Source organism: Nocardioides sp. Z40_12, from assembly GCF_058215795.1.
In genome coordinates, this window is record NZ_JBZAJA010000010.1 from 1 (window position 1) to 16,878 (window position 16,878).

At 71.9% G+C, this 16,878-nt stretch carries 14 protein-coding genes, 1 tRNA gene and 1 rRNA gene; 9 read left to right on the plus strand and 7 right to left on the minus strand.

Annotated features, from left to right (window positions below):
* Positions 1–262 precede the first annotated feature (262 nt).
* The 3 genes from rrf (at position 263) to AC4BG9_RS16945 (ending at position 2,158) form a co-directional block, all read left to right on the plus strand.
* A 5S ribosomal RNA gene (gene rrf / locus AC4BG9_RS16935) occupies positions 263–379 on the plus strand.
* 93 nt (positions 380–472) lie between these two features.
* Positions 473–1,462 (plus strand): tetratricopeptide repeat protein, encoded by a 990-nt coding sequence (locus AC4BG9_RS16940; protein WP_490572294.1) that lies wholly within the window; start codon positions 473–475, stop codon positions 1,460–1,462.
* 168 nt (positions 1,463–1,630) lie between these two features.
* Positions 1,631–2,158 (plus strand): DUF3145 domain-containing protein, encoded by a 528-nt coding sequence (locus AC4BG9_RS16945; RefSeq protein ID WP_490572295.1) that lies wholly within the window; start codon positions 1,631–1,633, stop codon positions 2,156–2,158.
* 33 nt (positions 2,159–2,191) lie between these two features.
* On the opposite strand, the gene AC4BG9_RS16950 is transcribed toward AC4BG9_RS16945, so the two are convergent.
* The 6 genes from AC4BG9_RS16950 to AC4BG9_RS16975 all read right to left on the minus strand — a co-directional run bounded on the left by AC4BG9_RS16950 (position 2,192) and on the right by AC4BG9_RS16975 (position 8,820).
* Positions 2,192–3,649: an acyl-CoA carboxylase subunit beta gene (locus AC4BG9_RS16950; protein WP_490572296.1), complete on the minus strand. Its 1,458-nt coding sequence runs from the start codon at positions 3,647–3,649 to the stop codon at positions 2,192–2,194.
* On the minus strand, positions 3,646–4,893 hold the full coding sequence (gene fabF, locus AC4BG9_RS16955; protein ID WP_490572297.1) for a beta-ketoacyl-ACP synthase II: 1,248 nt from the start codon (positions 4,891–4,893) through the stop codon (positions 3,646–3,648). Before fabF ends, AC4BG9_RS16950 begins: the two co-directional genes overlap by 4 nt.
* Positions 4,894–4,966: 73 nt before the next feature.
* Positions 4,967–5,212 (minus strand): acyl carrier protein, encoded by a 246-nt coding sequence (locus AC4BG9_RS16960; RefSeq protein WP_490572298.1) that lies wholly within the window; start codon positions 5,210–5,212, stop codon positions 4,967–4,969.
* A gap of 104 nt (positions 5,213–5,316) precedes the next feature.
* Positions 5,317–6,339 carry a beta-ketoacyl-ACP synthase III gene (locus tag AC4BG9_RS16965; RefSeq protein ID WP_490572299.1) on the minus strand — a complete coding sequence of 341 codons (1,023 nt, stop codon included), beginning with the start codon at positions 6,337–6,339 and terminating at the stop codon, positions 5,317–5,319.
* On the minus strand, positions 6,336–7,520 hold the full coding sequence (locus AC4BG9_RS16970) for an acyltransferase domain-containing protein (RefSeq protein ID WP_490572300.1): 1,185 nt from the start codon (positions 7,518–7,520) through the stop codon (positions 6,336–6,338). Before AC4BG9_RS16970 ends, AC4BG9_RS16965 begins: the two co-directional genes overlap by 4 nt.
* A gap of 79 nt (positions 7,521–7,599) precedes the next feature.
* Entirely contained in the window at positions 7,600–8,820 is a 1,221-nt protein-coding gene (locus AC4BG9_RS16975) for a PucR family transcriptional regulator (protein ID WP_490572301.1), read from the minus strand.
* A gap of 118 nt (positions 8,821–8,938) precedes the next feature.
* Here AC4BG9_RS16975 and AC4BG9_RS16980 point away from each other — a divergent pair, with 118 nt between their 5' ends.
* Positions 8,939–9,922: an alpha/beta fold hydrolase gene (locus tag AC4BG9_RS16980; RefSeq protein ID WP_490572302.1), complete on the plus strand. Its 984-nt coding sequence runs from the start codon at positions 8,939–8,941 to the stop codon at positions 9,920–9,922.
* 20 nt (positions 9,923–9,942) lie between these two features.
* Here AC4BG9_RS16980 and aceE read toward each other — a convergent pair whose 3' ends face one another.
* Positions 9,943–12,705 carry a pyruvate dehydrogenase (acetyl-transferring), homodimeric type gene (aceE, locus tag AC4BG9_RS16985; protein ID WP_490572303.1) on the minus strand — a complete coding sequence of 921 codons (2,763 nt, stop codon included), beginning with the start codon at positions 12,703–12,705 and terminating at the stop codon, positions 9,943–9,945.
* Between the two features lie 146 nt (positions 12,706–12,851).
* Here aceE and AC4BG9_RS16990 point away from each other — a divergent pair, with 146 nt between their 5' ends.
* The 5 genes from AC4BG9_RS16990 (at position 12,852) to AC4BG9_RS17010 (ending at position 16,855) form a co-directional block, all read left to right on the plus strand.
* The gene (locus AC4BG9_RS16990) at positions 12,852–13,289 is read left to right on the plus strand and encodes a DUF3052 domain-containing protein (RefSeq protein WP_490572304.1); all 438 of its coding nucleotides are present in this window, start codon (positions 12,852–12,854) and stop codon (positions 13,287–13,289) included.
* A 49-nt stretch (positions 13,290–13,338) separates the two neighbouring features.
* Positions 13,339–14,919, plus strand: coding sequence for an AMP-binding protein (locus AC4BG9_RS16995; protein ID WP_490572305.1), 1,581 nt, complete (start codon positions 13,339–13,341; stop codon positions 14,917–14,919).
* A gap of 75 nt (positions 14,920–14,994) precedes the next feature.
* Positions 14,995–15,465 carry a peroxiredoxin gene (locus AC4BG9_RS17000; protein ID WP_490572306.1) on the plus strand — a complete coding sequence of 157 codons (471 nt, stop codon included), beginning with the start codon at positions 14,995–14,997 and terminating at the stop codon, positions 15,463–15,465.
* A gap of 144 nt (positions 15,466–15,609) precedes the next feature.
* Positions 15,610–15,681 (plus strand) — tRNA-Val (locus tag AC4BG9_RS17005).
* 22 nt (positions 15,682–15,703) lie between these two features.
* The gene (locus tag AC4BG9_RS17010) at positions 15,704–16,855 is read left to right on the plus strand and encodes a Nif3-like dinuclear metal center hexameric protein (RefSeq protein WP_490572307.1); all 1,152 of its coding nucleotides are present in this window, start codon (positions 15,704–15,706) and stop codon (positions 16,853–16,855) included.
* The last annotated feature ends 23 nt before the right edge of the window (positions 16,856–16,878 follow it).

Consider the following 16,878-nt stretch of genomic DNA (forward strand, 5'->3'; position numbering starts at 1 on the left):
ATGCCTAGCCGACCGGTACTAATAGGCCGAGGGCTTGTCCCAACACCGTACAAAACCACTCAACGGTGACAAGACCCCTAATGCGCACATGTTTGCCCGCGTCCACTAACCAGTTCCCAGACAACAACCCTCCCGGGTTGGTCTGCGAACACACACAACACAACAACGAGCTTGGCCCCACCCCAATACGGGTGCATGGGCGGACCCCCCTGCATGGGGAGTGTCCAGGTCCACGCCCGAGGGGATGGGATGCCACAAGAGTTACGGCGGCCATAGCGAAAGGGAAACACCCGGTCCCATACCGAACCCGGAAGTTAAGCCTTTCAGCGCCGATGGTACTGCAACCGAGAGGTTGTGGGAGAGTAGGACGCCGCCGGACATACACTCCGCAGAGGCCACCCACTAGGGTGGCCTCTGCGCCATTTCACGGCCCTTCGGGTCGTGCACGCGAAGACAACGAGAAGGTGGAGTCGTGGCTGAGCAGCGTCGCAGTCAAGGGGGACGTAGTGGCGGTGGAGACAAGAGGGTCGGTCGTGGCCCCGGTGGCTCCGACGCCCGTGGCGGCAAGCCGCCGCGTTCCGGTGGCTCGACCGATGGCTCGTCCGGCGGACGGTCCGAGGGCCGCAGCGGAAGGCCCGCGGAGCGGAGCGGACGCCCGAGTGAGCGCGCCGGCGCCGGCGAGCGCGGTGGGCGCCGGACCGAGCGGGCCGGAGGCCCCCAGGGCCGTGGCGGCCCCCGTCGTCCTCGGGACGCGGAGGATCGCACTCCCCGCACGGTCGACCAGGCCCGGTACGACGGTCCGGAGATCCCCGCGCACATCACCGGCAAGGAGCTGGACCGCGGGATCATCGCGCAGCTGAAGGGCCTGCCCGAGAAGCTGGCCGCCCGGGTGGCCCGTCACCTGGCTGCGGCAGGCGAGCTCATCGAGGACGACCCGGAGACCGCCTACCAGCACGCGCTGGCGGCGCGTTCGCGGGCGCAGCGGCTTGCCGTGGTCCGCGAGGCGACGGGGGAGACGGCGTATGCGGCAGGCCACTACGCCGAGGCGCTGGCCGAGCTGCGGGCCGCCAAGCGGATGAACGGTGCCACGGACTACCTGCCGATCATGGCGGACTGCCACCGGGCACTCGGTCAGCCCGAGCAGGCGCTCAAGCTCGCCAAGAGCCCGTCGGTGGCCAACTTCAGCCCCGAGGCCAAGGCGGAGATGACACTGGTGGAAGCCGGTGCCCGGCGGGACATGGGGCAGCTCGACGCCGCCTTGCGCACGCTCGAGCTGGCGCCGCTGATGTCGAAGAGCCGCGCCTCGTGGGTGGTCCGGCTGCGCTACGCCTACGCGGACATCCTCGAGGCCGCCGGCCGCGACGGCGACGCGCTGGCATGGTTCCACCGCACCAACGCGATCGACGGCGAGCAGATCACGGACGCTGCGGAGCGGGCCGAGATGCTGGAGCGCAAGGCCTGAGTGGCCAGGCCCGGCCGCGCGTCGGCGTGTCCGGGTCGTCAACGCTGGCATTGTGGTCTCGAGTGAGTCACAATGGTCGCACAAACCACATATGTGTCATCTTGCTCCTTGTTCCATGACGAGACCGCTGGGGAAGGCGTAGCTCGCGCCGGAACGAAGGAGGTCACGGTGACCACACGTACTGCCCCCCGTCCGAACGGACCTGCGACCAGGGGGATCCTGTTCGTGCATTCAGCGCCGTCCGCGCTGTGCCCGCATATCGAGTGGGCAGTGGGCGGTGTGATCGGCGCTGCCGTCAGCATGGACTGGACCCCTCAGCCCGCGCAGCCCGGCACCTACCGTTCCGAGCTGTCCTGGACCGGACCCGCGGGGACGGCGGCTGCTGTGGCGTCCGCGCTCCGCGGCTGGAACCACCTGCGGTTCGAGATGACCGAGGAGCCCACCGCGTCGACCGAGGGCACCCGCTACTCCTACACGCCCGAGCTCGGGGTCTTCCACGCCGTCACCGGCCTGCACGGGGACATCATGATCCCCGAGGACAGGCTGAAGGCCGCCGTGGTGAAGGCCGCCATGGGCGACACCACGGTGCTCCTCGAGATCGACAAGTTGCTCGGCAAGGCCTGGGACGACGAGCTGGAGACCTTCCGCCACGCGGGCGACGGCGCACCGGTCCGCTGGCTGCACCAGGTCGTCTGACGCTGACGCGGGTCCGCCTCGGACCCGCGCCGGTCAGAGGGGGATGTTGCTGTGCTGGCCGCGGGGGACCCCGTGGGTCTCGACGGCGTCCGCGATCGCCCGGGCAAGAGCAGTCCGGGTACGGCGGGGCTCGACGACCTCGTCGACCACGCCGATCTCGACCGCCCGCTCCACGCCGCCGGCCATCCTCTCGTGCTCGACCGCGAGCTCGGCCTCGACCTGGGGCCTGATGTCGGGGGAGACCTCCGCGAGGCGGCGACGGTGCAGCACTCGGATCGCGGCCACCGCCCCCATCACCGCGACCTCGGCACCGGGCCAGGCGAAGACACGGGTGGCGCCGAGCGAGCGGGCGTTCATGGCGATGTAGGCGCCCCCGTAGGTCTTGCGGGTCACCAGGGTGACGCGGGGGACCACGCACTCGGAGAACGCGTGCAGCAGCTTGGCGCCACGGCGGACCACGCCGTCCCACTCCTGGCCGACGCCCGGCAGGTAGCCCGGCACGTCCACGAGGACCAGCAGGGGGATGCCGAAGGCGTCGCACATCCGGACGAAGCGGGCGGCCTTCTCCGCGGAGAAGGAGTCCAGGCAGCCGCCCAGGCGCAGCGGGTTGTTGGCCACCACGCCCACGGTGCGGCCGCCGAGCCGGCCGAGGGCGGTGACCACGTTGGGCGCCCACCGGGCGTGGAGCTCCTCGGTGGTTCCGGGCTCGAGCACCGCCTCCACGAGCGGGTGCACGTCGTAGGCACGCTTGCGCGCCGCCGGCAGCAGCGCCTCGAGGTCGACGTCCTCGACGAAGTCGGGGTCCAGGCTGCCCTGCGAGCCGAGCAGCGAGGTGAGGCTGCGGGCTCGTGCGAGAGCCTCCTCCTCGGAGTCGGTCAGCACGTGCACCACGCCGGACCGCCGGCCGTGCGGCTCGGGGCCGCCGAGGCGGAGCATGTCGACGTCCTCGCCGGTCACCGACCGGACGACGTCCGGCCCGGTGACGAAGATGCGTCCCTCGGGGCCCAGGATGACGACGTCGGTGAGGGCGGGCCCGTAGGCGGCGCCGCCGGCGGCGGGACCGAGCACCACCGAGATCTGCGGCACCTTGCCGGACGCCTGCGTCATCACGTGGAAGATCCGCCCCACGGCGTGGAGCGAGAGCACTCCCTCGGCGAGCCGGGCGCCGCCGGAGTGCCACAGCCCGATGACGGGGACGCCGTCGGCCATCGCCCGGTGGTAGGCGTCGACCACGACGCGGCAGCCGGTGTCCCCCATCGCACCGCCCATCACCGTGGCGTCGGAGCAGAAGGCCACGGCGGGCGCGCCGTGGATCCTGCCGGTGCCGGCCATCATCCCGGAGTCGTCGTCGGGGCTGATCAGCTCGAGCGTGCCCTCGTCGAAGAGGGCCGCGAGGCGGGTGGCGGGGTGGCGCGGGTCCTCGTGGCGGGGGACCTTGAGTGCGACCCGGGTCTGGGAGGACGCTGCGGCGGCAGCGGGGATGGCGGTCATCGGGCGCTCCCGGCCGAGCCGAAGGCGACCGCGACGTTGGCGCCACCGAAGCCGAACGAGTTGTTGAGGGCGGCGATCTCGCCGTCGGGCAGGGGACGGGCCTTGGTGGCGATGTCGAGCTCCACCCGCTCGTCGAGGTCGTCGAGGTTGATGGTCGGCGGGCTAATGCGCTCGTGCAGCGCCATCACCGTGGCCACGGCCTCCAGGGCCCCGGCGCCGCCGAGGAGGTGTCCGGTCATCGACTTGGTGCTGGTGACGACCACGTCGTTGACGGCGCTGCCCAGGACGGCGTGCAGCATCAGCCCCTCGGCGACGTCTCCCAGAGGGGTGGAGGTGGCGTGGGCGTTGACGTGCTTGACGTCGGAGGCGCTGATGCCCGCGGCCTGCACGGCCTGGCGGATCGCGCGTGTCCCACCGCGTCCCTCGGGGTCGGGCTGGGCGATGTCGTGGGCGTCGTTGCTGATCCCCGCGCCGAGCACGACCGCGTAGATCTTCGCGCCACGAGCACGTGCGTGCTCCTCGGACTCCAGCACCAGGATGCCGGCGCCCTCGCCGAGGACGAAGCCGTCGCGTGCGGTGTCCCAGGGGCGCGAGACGGTGGTGGGGTCGCCGTCGTTCTTCGACAGGGCCATCATGTTGGCGAACGCCGCCATCGGCAGTGGATGGATGGCTGCCTCGGTGCCCCCCGCCACGACGACGTCGGCGCGGCCGAGCGAGATGAGGTCGAGCGCCATCGCGAGGGCCTCGTTGCCCGAGGCGCAGGCCGAGGTGGGGGCGTGGACGGCTGCCCTGGCGCCGAGTGCCAGCGACACGTTGGCGGCCGGCGCGTTGGGCATCAGCATCGGCACCGCGAGCGGCGAGACCCGGCGCGGACCCTTGTCGCGCAGCGCGTCGTAGTTGTCCAGGAGCGTGGTGACGCCCCCGATGCCCGAGGCGATCGACACCGCGAGGCGGTCCCCGTCGACGGCCGCCTCGGCGAGGCCCGCGTCCGCCCACGCCTGCTGGGCGGCGACCATGGCGAACTGGCTCGACCGGTCCAGGCGCCGCGCCTTGACGCGCTCGAGCACCTCACTGGGCTCCACGGCGACGCGGCCGGCGATCTTGACCGGCATGTCGGCCGCCCAGGGGTCCTCGAGGCGGCGTACGCCGGACCGGCCGGCCAGCATGGCCTCCCAGGTGGACGTGACGTCCCCGCCGAGCGGGCTGGTGGTGCCGAGACCGGTGACGACGACTCGGGTGCTCATGTGGGTCTTCCGTTCCTTGCGTGGTCGATGGGGGCCGCTGGCCGGTGGTCCTCGCGGACCACCGGCCGGGTGCTCAGGCGGCTTGCGCGCGCTCGATGAAGGCGACCGCGTCGCCCACGGTGCGCAGGTTCTTCACCTCGTCGTCGGGGATGGTGACGCCGAACTTCTCCTCGGCGGCGACGACGACCTCGACCATCGACAGCGAGTCGACGTCCAGGTCGTCGACGAACGACTTGTCCAGCTGCACGTCGCCGGTCTCGATGCCGGCGACCTCGTTGACGATCTCGGCCAGGTCGGTGCGAATCTCTTCGGTGGTCATGTTGCTTCCTTCTCCTTGGGTGGCGGTGAACTGGTGGGTGGTGAACCGGGGGGTTGGACCGCAGCGGCGGGCCGGGTGGTGCGGGCGGGCCTCGGGGTGCGGGCTCAGGGGACGATCACGACCTGTGCGGCGTAGGCCAGGCCGGCGCCGAAGGCGATGAGCAGGGCCGTGTCGCCCGAGCGTGCCTCACCCTCGGAGATCATCCGCTCCAGGGCCATCGGGATGGAGGCGGCCGAGGTGTTGCCCTGCTCGGCGACGTCGCGGGCGACGCGGACGTGGGCCGGGAGACCCATGGAACGGGCCATCGCGTCGATGATGCGCATGTTGGCCTGGTGGGGGACGAAGACGTCGAGGTCCTCCAGCCGCACGCCCGCCTGGTCGAGGGCCTGTCGCGCCACCTTCGCCATCGCGAAGGAGGCCCAGCGGAAGACCGCGTTGCCCTGCATGGTCAGGTGGGGCATCACGCCGCTGCCGGGTGCGTCCGCGGTGCCCACGACGTCGCGCCAGTCCTCGCGCTGCCGGATCAGGTCGGACTGCTCGCCGTCCGAGCCCCAGACGACGGGGGAGAGGCCGGGCTCCTCGCTGGGCCCCACCACTGCGGCGCCCGCGCCGTCGGCGAAGATGAAGGCGGTGCCCCGGTCGTTCAGGTCGGTGATGTCGCTGAGCCTCTCGACCCCGATGACGAGCACGTGGCGGGCGGTGCCGCCGCGGACCAGGTCGTTGGCCAGGGCCAGCCCGTGGCAGAAGCCGGCACAGGCCGCCGAGATGTCGAAGGCAGCGGCCTGCTCGGTGCCGAGCTCGTGGGCGATCATGGTGGCGACCGCCGGGGTCTGCATCAGGTGGCTCACGGTGGCCACCACCACGCAGTCGACCTGGCGGGCCTCGATCCCCGCTCGCTCCAGGGCCGCGGCGGCCGCGCGCACCCCCATCAGCTGCACGGTCTCCTCGGCGGTGGCGAACCGGCGCTCCTTGATCCCGGACCGCTGCTGGATCCACTCGTCGGAGGACTCGATGGCGGCGACCAGGTCGGCGTTGCGCACCACCCGGCTCGGCCGGTAGGCCCCGACTCCCAGGATCCGGGCGCCCGGGGAGCCGGTGGTGGCGGCGAGCGGCCGGAGCGCGGTCACGCCGCCCCCTCGGGATGCAGGCGCAGCAGCGGCTGGCCCGGCGAGACCGGGTCGCCGTCCTCGACGAGCCACTCCATCACCTGGCCACCGTGCCGGGCGGAGACCGGGGTGCGCTCGCGCAGGCTGGCGACGTCCCCGATGACGCTCCCCGGGGGCAGGGATTCGGTGGCGTCCACGCCGCTGGCCTGGTGGAAGGTCCCCTTGGCCGGGGCGACGACCATCCGCCAGGTGGGGGAGATGTCCATGGGCGAGGCCTCGCCGTGCCGGTCGCAGAAGGCCCGGGCCTCGTCGAGCTGGTCGGGGTGCTTGAGGGCGAAGGTCTCCACGCCCTTGAGCGCGCGCTTCGCGATGCCGGTCAGGGTGCCGGCGGGCGGCATCTCCAAGATGCCGGTGACGCCCAGGTCCTGCATGGTCTCCAGGCACAGGTCCCAGCGCACGGGCGTCGCGATCTGGCCGACCAGCCGGGCCAGCAGCTCCGGGCCGTCGTGGACGATCTGGCCGTCGCGGTTGGAGATCACGCGGGTCCGGGGGTCGTGGGTCGACACGGAGCGCGCCAGGGCGGCCAGATGGGCGACCGCGGGCTCCATGTGGACGGTGTGGAAGGCGCCGGCGACGCTCAGCGGGACCAGCCGGGCCCGGGACGGGGGCGCGTCGGCGAGGGCACGCAGCTGGGCGGCCGTGCCGGCGGCCACGAGCTGGCCGGGCCCGTTGTCGTTGGCCGCCACGAGACCGTGGGAGGCCAGCGTCTCGAGCACCTCCTGACGGTCGCCGCCGAGCACCGCGGTCATGCCGGTGGGCTCGGTCGCGGCGGCCCGGGCCATCGCCGCGCCGCGCTCGCGGACCAGCACCATGGCCTGCTCCGCGGTGATCGCCCGGGCGCCGGCGGCCGCGGTCAGCTCGCCGACGCTGTGCCCGGCCACCGCCCCGATCTTGCCGAACGCGTCGGCGGGGTGGGGGAAGAGCTCCAGGGCCGCGACCAGCCCGGTCGCCACCAGCAGCGGCTGGGCGATCCGGGTGTCGCGGATGGTCTCCGCGTCGGACTCGGTCCCGTGCGTGACGAGATCGAGACCGGCGACGGCGGAGAGCCAGTTCATGCGGGACCTGAAGACCGGGTCCTGGACCCAGGGGGAGAGGAAACCGGGGGACTGGGCACCCTGGCCGGGTGCGACGATGACGAGCACGGAGCCAACTGTGCCCGTCCCGGCCCACCGAACCCATCGGGGACGCACACGAAAGGTCGCGACGAAGTTTGTGGGGTTCCTACAAAGGGTCGGCCGCGCTGGAGCGGTGCGCCTGGCGCCCCAGCACGAGGGCGAGCTGGAGGGTGAAGCCCTCCCGCGGCGCGGTCGGGTCCAGGCCGGTGAGGGCCGCCACCTGGCGCAACCGGTAGCGGACCGTGTTGGGGTGCACGTAGAGCGCGCGACCGGCCGCCTCCGTGGAGCCGCCGGCGGCGAGGTAGGCCGAGACGGTGGCGACCAGCGCCCCGCGGGAGGCGGCCAGCGGGCCGTAGACCTCCTCGACCAGGTGCCTGCGTGCGTGACCGTCCCCGGCGAGGGCGCGCTCGGGGAGGAGGTCGTCGCTGCTGACCGGACGGGGGGCCTCGGGCCACCCCGGGGCGGCGCGCAGCGCGGCCGCCGCGGCCCGCGCCGAGACGTGGGCCCGGTCCAGGCCGGGGACCACCGGGCCCACGGCCACCTGCCCCTCGCCGAAGAGGTCGGCCACTGCGCCCGCCGCCGCGCGCGGGTCGCGGACCCCGCCCAGCACCACCACCAGGCGCTCACCCTGGGTGGCGCAGAGGGCGTCCATGCCGGCGAGCCGGGCGAGGCGGCGTACCTCCCCGAAGACGTCGGTGTCGGTGCGGGACAGCGGAGCGCTGCCCAGGACCACGGTGACGCCGTCGCGGGCCGCCCAGCCGAGCGCGCTGGCCCGGGAGAGCAGGGTCTCGTCGCCCTCAGACCTGAGCACCGCGTCGACGACCAGGGCCTCCAGCCGGGCGTCCCAGGCCCCCCGGGACTCCGCGGCCCGGGCGTAGACCTCGGCCGTGGCGAAGGCGACCTCGCGGGCGTAGCGCATCACCGCCGCGCGGACCGCCGGGATCTCCGTGGGCTCGACCAGCGACTCGATGTTGGACTCCACGACGTCGATGCTGAGCCGGATCAGGTCCACCGTCTGCTGCAGGTTGATCACCCCGGTGAGCTCGCGGGGAGCCGCACCGAAGATCTGGCCGGCCAGCGCGTGCCCCCACGATCCCTCTGCCCCCGACTCGGGCGGGCTGCGCAGCCACCCGGTGAAGCCGCGGATGCCTGCCTGCACGATCAGCCCGACCCAGGACCGGTCCTCCGCGCTCAGCTGAGCGAACCAGGGCATCTGGTCCTCCATCCGGGCCATGGCCGCGGTGCTGAGGGCGCCCGACGAGCGGTCGAGGGCCGAGACGACGCCGGCACGGTCCTGCGGGACCAGGTCATCGGTGGCGAAAGTCACATCCCCATGTTAGTGCAGACCCGCCAAAGGTCTCGATCACGTTAAAGCCTTCGCACGGAGCGGCTCACCAGGGAGGGCGGATGCTTGAATACGAGCACAGCGACGAAGGGGGGAGCGCGTGTCCGACCCGGCCTTCGAGGTGGATCACCTCACCCTGCACGGTCACCGGCGGGCATTCGTGCGAGCCGGATCGGGGCCGGTGCTGCTGCTGCTCCACGGGCTCGGCTGCGACCACCGCACCTGGTCGCCGGTGCTGGCCGACCTGGCCCGGGACCACACCGTCATCGCCCCCGACCTGCTCGGCCACGGCCAGTCGGAGAAGCCCCGCGCCGACTACAGCCTGGGTGGCTACGCCAACGGCATGCGCGACCTGCTCACGGTGCTGGGCATCGACAAGGTCACGGTGGTGGGGCACAGCTTCGGCGGCGGCGTGGCGATGCAGTTCGCCTACCAGTACCCGGAGCGCACCGGGCGCATCGTGCTGGTCTCCTCCGGAGGTCTGGGGCCCGAGGTGAGCCCCGCCATCCGCGCCATCACGAGCCCCGGCTTCCACCAGGTGATGGGGGTGCTGACCCTGCCGGTCGTCCGGCACGTCGCGTCCACCACGCTGCGGGTGCTCGCCTCGACCGGCCTGCCGCGCACCCGCGACCTGGACGAGGTCGCGGCGGTCTACGAGCAGTTCACCGACCCGCGGCAGCGGGCCGCGATCCGTCACGTGGTGCGCGCCGTCGTGGACTGGAAGGGACAGGTGGTGACGATGGCGGATCGCGCCTACCTCACCCGGGAGATGCCGATGTGCGTGGTGTGGGGGGCCGACGACCACGTCATCCCGGCGACCCACGCCGCCCACGCAGCCGCGCTGGCGCCGTCGGCGCGGGTGGTGGTGCTGCCCGACAGCGGCCACTTCCCGCACAAGGACCACCCGGAGGAGTTCGCGGCCATCCTGCGCGAGTTCATCGCGGGGACCGAGCCCCAGCGCCACTCCCGCGCGACCTGGCGCCGACTGCTGGAGCAGGGCCAGGACCGCCCGGTGCGCCAGAGCGAGGCCGGGCGGTCGCCCGTCTCGCCGGTGCCGGACCTGCACAGACGCCCGGCGGGCTGAGCCGCGCCGGGCGCCGCGCCTCAGGCGTCGCCGCCCTCCTGCGCCACGTCCGAGACCGCGGTCGGGTCGTCGATCCGGTAGCGCCGGGCCGCCTCGGCGACCTTGTCGACCGGGAACTCGCCGGCGTCCGCGAGCGCCTGGAGCGCCTGGACGACGATCGACTCCGCGTCCACGTGGAAGAACCGCCTGGCCGCCGGCCGGGTGTCGGCGAAGCCGAAGCCGTCGGTCCCCAGCACCCGGTAGTCGTTCGGCACCCACCGGGCGATCTGGAGGGGGACGGCCGCCATGAAGTCGGAGACGGCCACCACGGGACCCGAGGACTCACGCAGCTTGTCGGTGACGTAGGGCGTCCGCCGCTCCTGGTCGGGGTGCAGCAGGTTCCACTCCTCGGCGGCCACGGCGTCGCGGGCCAGCTCGTTCCAGGAGGTCACCGACCAGCCGTCCGCGACGACGCCCCAGTCCTCGCGCAGCATCGTGGCGGCCTTCTCGGCCCAGGGCCAGGCCACCCCCGAGGCGAGGAGCTGGACGCGGGGTCCGTCGCCCTCGCCCACGCTGACCCGGTGCAGGCCGCGCAGGATGCCGTCGACGTCGACGTCGTCGGGCTCGGCCGGCTGGCTGACCGGCTCGTTGTAGACGGTCAGGTAGAAGATGACGTTCTCGGCCTGGTCGCCGTACATCCGGGTGAGGCCGGACTCCATGATGTGGCTGACCTCGTAGGCGAGCGCCGGGTCGTAGTGCACGACGGCCGGGTTGGTGCTGGCCAGCAGGGGGGAGTGGCCGTCCGCGTGCTGGAGGCCCTCCCCGGTCAGCGTGGTGCGCCCGGCGGTGGCGCCGATGAGGAAGCCGCGCGCCAGCTGGTCGGCCATGGCCCAGACGGAGTCGCCGGTGCGCTGGAAGCCGAACATCGAGTAGAAGATGTAGAACGGGATCATGTGCTCGCCGTGCGTGGAGTACGCCGAGCCCGCCGCCGTGGCCGAGGCCATCGCGCCCGCCTCCGAGATGCCCTCGTGGAGCATCTGGCCCTGAGCCGACTCCTTGTAGGCCAGCAGCAGCTTGCGGTCCACGGCGTCGTACTGCTGGCCGCCCGGGTTGTAGACCTTGGCCTGCGGGAACATCGAGTCCATGCCGAAGGTGCGGTACTCGTCGGGCGCGATCGGCACGATCCGGTCGCCGATCCCCTTGTCCTTCATCCAGTCGCGCAGCAGGCGGACCAGCGCCATCGTGGTGGCGATCTTGTTCTTGCCCGACCCCTGCCGCAGCTCGGTGTAGGTGTCCTTGCCCGGCAGCGTCAGCGGGGTCGCCCGCTCGACCCGCCGGGGGACGGAGCCGCCCAGCGCGCGACGGCGCTCGAGCATGTACTCGATCTCGGGGGCGTTCTTGCCGGGGTGGAAGAAGGGTGCCCCGCCGGTCTGGTCGTAGGACTCCTCGAGCTCCCGGTCGCTGATCGGCAGGTAGAGCCGGTCCCGGTACTTCTTCAGGTCGGCCGGCGTCAGCTTCTTCATCTGGTGGGTGGCGTTCTTGCCCTCCAGGGCGTCGATCGTCCAGCCCTTGATGGTGTGCGCCAGGATCACCGTCGGCTGACCGACGTGCTTGGTGGCGGCGTCGAAGGCGGCGTAGACCTTGCGGTAGTCGTGCCCGCCGCGGGGCAGCTTCTCGATCTGCGAGTCGCTCATGTGCTCGACCATCGCGCGCAGCCGGGGGTCGCTGCCGAAGAAGTCCTCGCGGACGAACGCGCCGTCCTCGGTGGAGTAGGTCTGGAACTGCCCGTCGGGCGTGGTGTTCATCCGGTTGACCAGGACGCCGTCGACGTCGCGGGCGAGCAGGGCGTCCCACTCGCGGCCCCAGATCACCTTGATCACGTTCCACCCGGCGCCGCGGAAGTTGGCCTCGAGCTCCTGGATGATCTTCCCGTTGCCGGTGACCGGGCCGTCGAGCTGCTGGAGGTTGCAGTTGATCACCCAGGTGAGGTTGTCGAGCTCCTCGCGGGCGGCGACCCGGATCGCGCCGAGCGACTCGGGCTCGGCCATCTCGCCGTCGCCGAGGAAGGCCCACACGCGCTGGTCCCGGGTGTCCTTGATGCCCCGGTTGGCCAGGTAGCGGTTGAAGCGCGCCTGGTAGATCGAGTTGATGCCGGTCAGGCCCATGGAGACCGTGGGGAACTCCCAGAAGTCGGGCATCAGCCGGGGGTGGGGGTAGGACGGGAGGCCCTGGCCAACGCCGTGCTGCACCTCCTGCCGGAACCGGTAGAGCTGACCCTCGGTCAGCCGGCCCTCGAGGAAGGCCCGGGCGTAGATGCCCGGCGAGCCGTGCCCCTGGATGTAGATCTGGTCGCCGCCGCCGGGGTGGTCCTTGCCCCGGAAGAAGTGGTTGAAGCCGACCTCGTAGAGGCTGGCCGCGGACTGGTAGGTGGCGATGTGGCCGCCGACCTCCAGGCCCTTGCGGTTGGCACTGGAGACCATCACCGCGGCGTTCCAGCGGATGAAGGCACGGATGCGCCGCTCCATCTGCTCGTCACCGGGGAACCACGGCTCACGCTCGGAGGGGATGGTGTTGATGTAGTCGGTGGAGCGCAGCGCGGGGACCCCCACCTGCTTCTCGCGCGCCCTCTCGAGCAGGCGGAGCATGAGGTAGCGGGCCCTGGCCCGGCCGCGGTCGTCGACCAGCGAGTCGAAGCTCGCCAGCCACTCCTGAGTCTCCTCCGGATCGATGTCCGGCAGCTGCGTGGGCAGCCCTTCATGGATGACGGACGGGGTGTACGGGCGATCGGTCGGCTGGTCACTCACGGGTGCATCGTCGCACGTCGGCGCGGCAGGAAGAATCTACCGGCTGGTACGCCTGTTGGGCTCAGGCTTGCGCTCAGGGCCGGACTCCGCTGGACTACTCATCACTCCGCGCATCCGCGGGGGTATACGTGACGAAGGAGGGTCCGTTGACTGCGAGCGTGGGCGGGGAGTCCACCCAAGGATCGGGCGACGGCGTCGCGAGCAGGCTGGGGCTGAAGCCCGGACTGGTCGTGCAGGAGCTCGGCTGGGACCAAGACACCGACGACGACCTGCGGATCGCGATCGAGGACGCCATCGACGCCGACATGGTCGACGGGGACTACGGCAACGTGGTCGACGCAGTGGTGCTGTGGTGGCGCGACGAGGACGGCGACCTGGCGGACGGCCTGGTCGACGCCAAGACCGACGTGGTCGGTGGCGGCGCCATCTGGCTCCTGACTCCGAAGGTGGGCCGGCCCAACAGCGTCGACGCCGCCGACATCGCCGAGGCCGCGCCGATCGCGGGTCTGGCCCAGACCACCACCGCTGCCGTCAGCAAGGACTGGCAGGCCACCCGGCTGGTCACGCCGAAGACACCCGCCTGAGCCGTCGTCCAGCACTACGGACACGGCCCTCCACGAGCCCGAGGTTCACATGAGCATCGTCAAGACCCTGTCCGTGCTGTCCAGCGCCGGGGTGGTCCACCCCATGTCCCCTCGTGTCCTGCGCGGGATCGTCAAGACCGTCAAGGCGTGGGGGACCGGCCCCGCGGGCGGCTTCAGCCAGCTCGCGATCTCGCGTCCCGACGAGGTCGGCCTGATCGACGAGCTCGGCTCCCTGACCTTCAAGCAGATCCACGAGCGTTCCAACGCCCTGGCCAACGCCCTCGCCGCCCGCGGGGTGAAGGAGGGCGACCAGGTGGGGATCATGTGCCGCAACCACCGCGGCTTCGTCGACGCCACCATCGGGGTCGCCAAGCTCGGCGCCGACCTGCTCTACCTCAACACCGCCTTCGCCGGCCCGCAGCTCGTCGACGTGATCGCGCGGGAGAAGCCCGTCCTGGTCATCCACGACGAGGAGTTCACCGCTCTGCTCGCCGCCGCCGAGGTCAAGGACAAGATCCTCGCCTGGACCGACGCCCCCGGGGCACCGGACTCCCTGGAGTCGCTGATTGCGGCCCACCCGACCACCGACCTCACCCCGCCCGAGCACCACGCGCGGATCGTCATCCTCACCTCCGGCACCACCGGCACCCCCAAGGGGGCTCCGCGCAAGGAGGCCGGCATCAGCAACGCGGTCGCCCTGATGTCGCGGCTGCCGCTCAAGTCCGGGTGGCGCACGCACATCGCCGCGCCCCTCTTCCACACCTGGGGCTTCGCCCACCTCTTCCTCGGGATGCTGCTCGGCTCGACCATCGTGCTGCGGCGCAGGTTCGACCCCGAGGAGTCCCTCAAGGTGGTCCGCGACGAGCGCTGCGACTCCTTCATCGTCATCCCGGTGATGCTCCAGCGCATCCTCAACCTGCCCGAGGAGACCCTGGCGGGCATCACGATGCCGTCCCTCAAGATGGTCGCCGCCTCGGGCTCGGCGCTCCCCGGCGACCTGGCCCTGTCCTGGATGAACCGGTTCGGGGACAACCTCTACAACATCTACGGGTCGACCGAGGTGGCCTACGCCTCCATCGCCAACCCCGTCGACCTGCGCGAGGCGCCCACCTCGGCCGGGAAGCCGCCGTACGCCACCACCGTGAAGATCTTCGACCCGGCCGGCAAGGAGGTGCCGCAGGGGGAGACCGGGCGCATCTTCGTCGGCAACTCGATGCTCTTCGAGGGCTACACCGGGGGCGGGGGCAAGGAGATGATCGACGGCCTGATGTCGACCGGTGACGTCGGCCGGTTCGACGAGAACGGTCGCCTCTACGTCGAGGGCCGCGACGACGAGATGATCGTCAGCGGCGGCGAGAACGTCTTCCCCCGTGAGGTCGAGGACTGCCTGTGCCGTCACGACAGCGTGGTGGAGGCGGCCGCGGTGGGCATCGAGGACGAGGAGTTCGGCTACCGGCTGCGCGCCTTCGTCGTGGTCTCGGACCCGGCCGCGGCCGACGAGACCGTCCTCAAGGACTGGGTGCGCGGCAACCTGGCGCGCTACAAGGTGCCGCGCGAGATCGTCTTCCTCGACGAGCTGCCGCGCAACGCCACCGGCAAGATCCTCAAGCGCGTCCTGGCCAACAGCTGACCCGCTCGCGAGCAGGGTGGGCGAGCCTCACCCTGCTCGGGCCAGGCAACCGGTCGGTGCGATGATGGCGCCATCATGAGCGGACTCATCCCCGGGGGCCCCGCCCCCGACTTCACCCTGCGCGACCAGTTCGGGCAGGACGTCACCCTCTCGTCGTACCGCGGGCGGAAGGCGGTGGCGATCCTCTTCTACCCGTGGGCCTTCTCGGGGGTGTGCACCGGGGAGATGGCGGTGGTCAGGGACCGCCTCGACGAGTTCATGACCTTCGACACCGAGGTCGTCGCGATCTCCTGCGACCCGGTGTTCTCGTTGCGTGCCTTCGCCGACCAGGACGGGCTCAACTTCCCCCTGCTCTCCGACTTCTGGCCCCACGGCGAGGTCTCCCGGGCCTACGAGGTCTTCGACGAGGCCAAGGGCATCCCGCGGCGCTCCTCCTACGTCGTCGACCGGGCGGGCACCGTCTGCTGGTCGGTGCACAACCCGATGCCGCAGGGTCGGGACCTCGACGAGCACCTCGTCCAGCTCCGTGCCGCGGCCGAGGCCTGACGCGGAGAATTCTTTACCTTCGCAGAGCCCGAACTGCCGGACACCGGTGGTTCCCAGGGCATAGCATCATCCTTGTTGAGCCGCTGGTGACCCGAGACGCCAGCGGCTCAACTCATTTCCCGTGCCGTAGTCTTGGCCCGCCTCGCGTCGGTAGCTCAGCGGTAGAGCACTCGGTTTACACCCGAGCGGTCGGCGGTTCGAAACCGTCCCGACGCACGCCGCACTAGGATTCACCTCCATGCCCACCCTGCAGGAAGTCGTCGCGCGTCTGCACACGTGGTACCCGCCCGGCACCGCCGAGCAGTGGGATGCCGTGGGCCTCGTCCTGGGCGACCCGGACGCTCCGGTGCGGCGGGTCATGTTCGCGGTGGATCCCACCCTGGAGGTGGCCCGGGAGGCCGCCGGCTGGGGCGCGGACCTGCTCGTGGTCCACCACCCGCTCTTCCTCAAGCCGGTCCACGGCTTCGCGGCCACCACCCCCAAGGGGCGGACCCTGGCCACGTTGGCGGGGGCGGGCTGCGCGTTGCTCACCGCCCACACCAACGCCGACCAGGCGGTCGACGGCGTCTCCGAGGCGCTGGCGCGCACCCTCGGGCTGACCGGGCTCGAGCCGCTGCTGCCGACCCCGCAGGAGGCGCTGGACACCCTCGTGGTCTACGTGCCCCGGGAGGACGCCGAGCGGCTGCGCCACGTGCTCGGCGAGGCGGGGGCAGGGGCTCTCGGCGACTACGACCTGTGCAGCTTCACCGGCGCGGGAGAGGGGCGGTTCCGTCCCCAGGAGGGCGCGGACCCCGCGATCGGCCGCCCGGGCGAGCTCGAGGTCGTCGCGGAGGAGCGGATCGAGGTGGTGCTGCCTCGGGCGCTGCGTCGGCAGGTGGTGCGGGAGATGCTCGCCGCCCACCCCTACGAGGAGCCGGCCTACCACGTGCTGGAGGTGGCCGACCCCGGCCAGGCGGTCACCGGCACCGGCCGGATTGGGTCCGTCGACCCGACGACCCTGGAGGAGTTCGCCCGCCTCGTCGGTGACCGGCTCCCGGCGACCGCGCAGGGGGTCCGGGTCGCGGGCCGCCCGGACCGTCCGATCCGCCGTGTCGCGGTCGTCGGCGGAGCCGGCGACTCGTTCCTCGACCACGTCGCCTCGCTCGACGTCGACGCCTACCTCACCAGCGACCTGCGCCACCATCCCGCCGCGGAGTTCGTCGAGAAGCAGGGGCCCGCGCTCATCGACGTGGCGCACTGGGCGGCGGAGTGGACGTGGCTCCCGGTGGTGGCCACTCGGGTGCTGGCGACGTGGGGCGATACCGTGGAGACCCGCGTCAGCACCATCCGCACGGACCCGTGGACGTTCCAGATCCCCGCAGGCCCACCCACCGAAGGAGCACGACCCTGAAAGCCGATCCCGCCGACCAGGCC